General features: G+C 63.7%; 3 protein-coding genes. 1 reads left to right on the top strand and 2 read right to left on the bottom strand.

The features are described from left to right. The coding region (locus F6S12_RS29085; protein ID WP_315869639.1) for an efflux RND transporter permease subunit at nucleotides 1-2,908 on the top strand (2,908 nt) is incomplete at its 5' end. A 59-nt stretch (nucleotides 2,909-2,967) separates the two neighbouring features. Here the strand turns inward: F6S12_RS29085 and F6S12_RS29080 are convergent. Then, a complete protein-coding gene (locus F6S12_RS29080) occupies nucleotides 2,968-4,362 on the bottom strand; it encodes a PhoH family protein (protein WP_011059380.1) in 1,395 nt (464 codons plus the stop codon). Between the two features lie 346 nt (nucleotides 4,363-4,708). Next, nucleotides 4,709-5,833: a polysaccharide deacetylase family protein gene (locus F6S12_RS29075; protein ID WP_123430098.1), complete on the bottom strand. Its 1,125-nt coding sequence runs from the start codon at nucleotides 5,831-5,833 to the stop codon at nucleotides 4,709-4,711. Between the last annotated feature and the right edge of the window lie 87 nt (nucleotides 5,834-5,920).

The following is a 5,920-nucleotide window of genomic DNA, read 5'->3' as shown; positions in this document are numbered from 1 at the left end:
CGGGGCGCCGGCTGAGCTGATGCAGGGCTTTGTCACCCAGCCGATCAACCAGTCCCTGGCCTCGGTGGAGGGGGTGGACTACGTCAGCTCGTCCTCGGTCCAGGGGCGCAGCCTGATCACCCTGCGCATGGCCCTCAACCAGGATTCGTCGAAGACCCTGAGCGAGGTGATCGCCAAGGTCAACCAGGTCAAGTACCGCCTGCCCGAGCAGGCCTACGACCCGGTGATCGAGCGTTCCGCCGGGGACGCCACCGCCGTGGCCTATGTCGGTTTCGCCAGCCGCTCGCTGTCCGCCTCGGCGCTGAGCGACTACCTCAGCCGGGTGGTACAGCCGCTGTTTTCCAGCATCGAGGGCGTGGCCAAGGTCGAGACCTTCGGCGGCCAGCGCCTGGCCATGCGCCTGTGGCTGGACCCGCAGCGCATGGCCGGCCACGGCGTCAGCGCGGCCCAGGTGGAACAGGCGATCCGCGCCAACAACTTCCAGGCCGCCCCCGGGCAGATCAAGGGCCAGTACGTGATCTCGTCGATCCAGGTCAACACCGACCTGAGCAACCTCGACGAGTTTCGCGACATGGTCATCAGCAACCGTGGCGACCACCTGCTGCGCCTGCGGGACATCGCCCGGGTCGAGCTGGGCTCGGCGTCCTATGAAACCAGTGCGCTGATGGACGGCAAGCCGGCGGTGCACCTGGGCCTGTATGCCACGCCCAAGGGCAACCCGCTGCTGATCGTCGCCGACATCAAGCGCCTGCTGCCGGAGATCCAGAAGACCCTGCCGCCGGGAGTGGAGGTGGCCCTGGCGTTCGAGACCGCCCACTTCATCCAGGCCTCGATCATCGAGGTCATCGAAACCCTGATCGAAGCCATCCTGATCGTGGTGGCGATCATCTACCTGTGCCTGGGCTCGGCCCGCAGCGTGCTGATCCCGGTGGTCAGCATTCCGCTGTCGATGGTCGGCGCACTGGCGCTGATGCACCTGTTCGGCTTCAGCATCAACCTCTTGACTCTGCTGGCCATGGTCCTGGCCATCGGCCTGGTGGTGGACGATGCCATCGTGGTCATGGAGAACATCCACCGCCACCTCAAGGAGGGTCGCACGCCGTTGCAGGCGGCCTTTGTCGGGGCCCGCGAAATCGCCTCGCCGGTGATCGCCATGACCATCACCCTGGCTGCGGTGTACATGCCCATCGGCCTGATGAGCGGGCTGACCGGCGCGCTGTTCAAGGAGTTCGCCCTGACCCTGGCCGGCGCGGTGCTGATCTCCGGGGTAGTGGCCCTGACCCTGACCCCGGTGATGTGCGCCAAGCTGCTGCCGGCGGGGCAGCAGGAAGGCCGCATGAGCCGCTGGGCCGAGCAGTTCTTCCACTGGCTGGCACGTCTCTACCAGCACGGCCTGGTGCGTTCCCTGCGCTGGCGCGGCGCGGTCCTGGCGTTTGCCGCCCTGGTGCTGCTCAGCCTGCCGTGGCTCTACGGCCACGCCAGCAAGGAGCTGGCGCCCAACGAAGACCAGGGCAACCTGCTGCTGGCGATCAAGTCGCCGCAGCACGCCAACCTGGACTATGTCGAGCGCTATGCCTACCAGCTGGACGCGATCCTCCAGGGCCTGCCGGAAACCGTCAGCACCTGGATCATCAATGGCAGCGACGGCGTGGCCGCCAGTTTCGCCGGGGTCAACTTCAGCGAGTGGTCGCAACGCCAGCGCAGCGCGGCCAGCATCCAGCAGCAGTTGCAGCAGGAGGTCGATGCGGTCGAGGGCAACTCGATCTTCGTCTTCCAGTTGCCGCCGCTGCCGGCCTCCACCGGCGGCCTGCCGGTGCAACTGGTGATCCGCAGCACCGAGGACTACCGCTCGCTGTTCCAGGCCATGGAGGAGATCAAGCAGCAGGCCCGGGCCAGCGGCCTGTTCGCGGTGGTGGACAGCGACCTGGAGTTCAACAACCCGGTGACCGAGGTGCGCATCGATCGCAGCAAGGCCAACAGCCTGGGCATCCGCATGCAGGACATCGGCACCACCCTGGCGGTGCTGATCGGCGAGAACTACACCAACCGCTTCGCCCTGCAAGGCCGCTCCTACGACGTGATTCCCCAGAGCGCGGCGGCCCAGCGCCTGACACCCCAGGCCCTCAACGGCTTCTACGTGGAGACCGACAGCGGCACCCAGGTGCCGTTGTCCACCGTGGTCAGCCTGCATGACAGCATCCAGCCCAACAAGCTCAAGCAGTTCAACCAGCAGAATGCCGCGACCTTCCAGGGCATCCCCGCCCCGGGGGTCAGCCTGGGCCAGGCGGTGGCCTTCCTGCAGCAGCAAAGCCAGGCCCTGCCCGCCAGTTTCAGCCATGACTGGCAGGCCGATTCGCGGCAGTTCATCCACGAAGGCAATGCCCTGCTGCTGACTTTCCTGTTCGCCCTCATCGTGATCTACATGGTGCTGGCCGCGCAGTACGAAAGCCTGAGCGACCCGCTGATCATCCTGATCACCGTGCCGCTGTCGATCTGTGGCGCGCTGATTCCCCTGGCGCTGGGGCTGGCGACCATCAATATCTACACGCAGATCGGCCTGGTGACCCTGATCGGCCTCATCAGCAAGCACGGCATCCTGATGGTGGAGTTCGCCAATGAACTGCGCGCGGCCCTGGGCTGCACTGCGGCCCAGGCGATTATCCGCGCGGCACGGATCCGCCTGCGGCCGATCCTCATGACCACCGCCGCCATGGTGGTGGGGCTGGTACCGCTGCTGTTTTCTTCCGGCGCCGGCGCCAGCAGCCGTTTCGGCCTGGGGCTGGTGATCGTCATCGGCATGCTGGTGGGCACCCTGTTCACCCTGTTCGTGCTGCCGTCGATCTACAGCCTGATGGCACGCGCCCACAGTCGTTCCAGCGAGCTGGAGGAACTGCAGCAACTGGCCTGAGCCTGCGCCAGAAGTGCAACGGGCGGCCCAAGGGCCGCCCGTTGTGTTCCAGGGTGAGGTTACAAGTGGCTTTCGGCGTATTCCGCCAGGATCGAGCGCGGCACCCCTTGCAGGGTGATGTGCACGCCGTTGGGGAAGTCCTTGAAACGTTCGGTGAGGTAGGTCAGGCCAGAACTGGTGGCCGACAGGTAGGGGGTATCGATCTGTGCCAGGTTGCCCAGGCACACCACTTTGGAACCGGCGCCGGCACGGGTGATGATGGTCTTCATCTGGTGCGGGGTAAGGTTCTGGCATTCGTCGATCAGGATCAGGCTCTGCTGGAAGCTGCGGCCGCGGATGTAGTTCAGGGATTTGAACTGCAACGGAACCTTGCTGAGGATGTAGTCGACGCTGCCGTGGGTGTTCTCGTCATCCATGTGCAGGGCTTCGAGGTTGTCGGTGATGGCGCCCAGCCAGGGTTCCATCTTCTCCGCCTCGGTGCCGGGCAGGAAGCCGATCTCCTGGTCCAGCCCCTGCACGCTGCGGGTGGCGATGATGCGCCGGTAGCGCTTGCTGACCATGGTCTGCTCGATAGCGGCGGCCAGGGCCAGGATGGTCTTGCCCGAGCCCGCGGCGCCGGACAGGTTGACCAGGTGGATATCCGGATCGAGCAGCGCGTACAGCGCTAGGCCCTGATAGATGTCCCGCGGTTTCAGGCCCCAGGCTTCCTGGTGCAACAGGGGTTCCTGATGCAGGTCGAGGATCAGCAGCACATCGGCGCGGATTTCCTTGATCCAGCCGACAAAGCCCTGTTCGTCGATGATGAATTCATTGATGTGCACCGCCGGCAGGTTGTCGATCAACTGCACCTGGTGCCAGGTACGGCCATGGTCCTGGCGGGTTTCCACCTTGCTTACGCGGTCCCAGAACGAGCCGCTCATGTTGTGGAAACCATTGGGCAGCAGGGAAACATCGTCCACCAGCTGGTCGGTGCTGTAGTCCTCGGCGGCGATCCCGCAGGCCCGCGCCTTGAGGCGCATGTTGATGTCTTTGGTCACCAGCACCACGGGCAGGTCCTTGTTGCGCGCGTGCAGGTCGATCAGCTGGTTGATGATGATGTTGTCGTTGAGGTTGTCCGGCAACAGGCTGGTGGGCTCGTTGCGCTTGCTCATGAGGATCGACAGCAAGCCCTTGGGCCCGCTCTTGCCACGCTGGATCGGTACGCCCAGCTCGACGTCCTCGGGTGAGGCTTCACCCAGGGTCTTGTCGATCAGGCGGATGGCCTGGCGGCATTCGGCGGCCACGCTGTGATGCCCGCTCTTGAGCTTGTCCAGCTCTTCGAGGACGGTCATGGGGATGGCGACGTGGTGTTCTTCGAAATTCAGTAAGGCGTTTGGATCGTGAATCAATACATTGGTATCGAGTACATAAAGGATTGGCTGGTTGGAAGAAGAGCTACGTCCGTGGTCATCCATACTCGGTCACCTTATGTGGGAGCCAGTCGACGCAATACCATGGGGTATCGCGCCTCGAAGGGCCACCGAATTCACCCGCGGGGGTTCAGGTGACCTGCACACACAAGGAGTCTTGGGAGACGCCACCTGTGTCGCAGGTTTCGGCGGTCTGAGTTCGTAATACTCCAAAAGCCGTGACAGGAAAAAGCACTTTGACGCTTTTTTGATGTTTATTTTGCAGAGTGACGAATAGCCCTTGGCGAGTGGCCCGGGCACCGTTAAAGTCGGAAGTCCGCCTGCCTCGAAATCCCGCTATTTTTCCCCTCTTCAACCGCCATTTCTCCCTGTTTGCGCAGGCTGTTTCGTTTCAGCGAAATGCATCCTGGCAGTCTTCCCAACCGATGCCGCTCTGCGCGGTCTGGGCCAGCAACCAGGGCAGGCTGCTCTTGACCCCATCCTGCTTGGCATTGAAGGCGATCACCCCGCGTCGCCACAGCAGCATCAAGGTCAACACTCTCTGCCCGCTGTCCTCGGCCTTGAGCTTGCCGGCGCCATCCTGGGCGTCGATGTCCCATAGCGCCACCTGCATGCCCTGGGCATTGAAGAAGCCCTGGGCGTCGGCGCGACGCTGGCCATAGGGCGGGCGGAACAGCGGCACGTAGTTTTCCGGCAGCTTGCTTTTCACCAGGTCGGCGCTGCGCTGGATCGAGTACTGCCAGTCCTGCCAATGGCTGTGGGAACGGAATTCCCACCCCTGGACCCCAACGCACTGCCGGGAATACAGGGATTGCAGGCTGGCCACCGACGCCTTGTCGAGACGGTTCTGGATATCGTTGCCAAGAACGAAGAAGGTGCCGCTGAGGTTGGCCTTGCGCAGGTAGTTGGTGAGCCAGGGCGTGTTGTCCGGCGCCAGGTTGGCGGCGCTGTCGAAGGTCAGCAGAAACAGCCGGTCATTGAGCTCGTCGCCATTGCGCTCGTAGTCGCCAAAGCGCAGCACTTCGCTGCTGGTCTGCGGTGACAGCGCGGCCTTGCGCAGCAATTCGTCCAGGTACTGCTCGTGGAAGGTCCGGCTCGGCTCGCCCCAGCGCGCGTAGTAGGAGTCCTGCGCCAGATGGAACTTGCCGGCCTGCTTGCGCAACTGCTGCATGTTTTCCACCAGGTAACAGAAGGACGCGTCCTGGTCGCAGCTCTGCTGGGCGAAGTTGTAGTTATCCAGCAGGCGCTGCCACAGATGTTCGCGCAGCTCAGAGATCGCCTCCATGTTGATCATCCGCAGGCCCAGGCGCTGCTTCATCGAGGCCTCGTCCCAGGCTTCGCTGATCAGCAAGGCGCGAGCGAAGGAGAGGATCTCGGCCCGCGAGGCGACGTCGAACAGGGTCGGATTGTCGAGCTTTTCCGGCCAGGTGCTGCGGTCCAGGGTCGCCACATCATTGGGCGCTGCCAGCACGCTGAAACTCAGAAGCCAGGCCGAGAAGAGAAACGCGATACGCAAAAGGGATGCCTCCAGAACAAAACCCGCGCCGCACTATAGCCGATCTGTGCCAGGAATCAGGGCCCCTTCGCCGGCAAGCCGGCTCCT

Origin of the sequence: Pseudomonas sp. JV245A, assembly GCF_032424515.1 — a bacterium.
GTDB classification, from domain to species: Bacteria; Pseudomonadota; Gammaproteobacteria; order Pseudomonadales; family Pseudomonadaceae; genus Aquipseudomonas; species Aquipseudomonas protegens.
The sequence above is the reverse complement of the archived record's forward strand: the minus strand, read 5'-3'. Positions and strand labels throughout refer to the sequence as shown.

What these genes read in the sequence shown, in the direction of transcription:
- F6S12_RS29080 (WP_011059380.1), bottom strand. Translation starts at nt 4,362, where the DNA reads ATGGATGACCACGGACGTAGCTCTTCTTCCAACCAGCCAATCCTTTAT.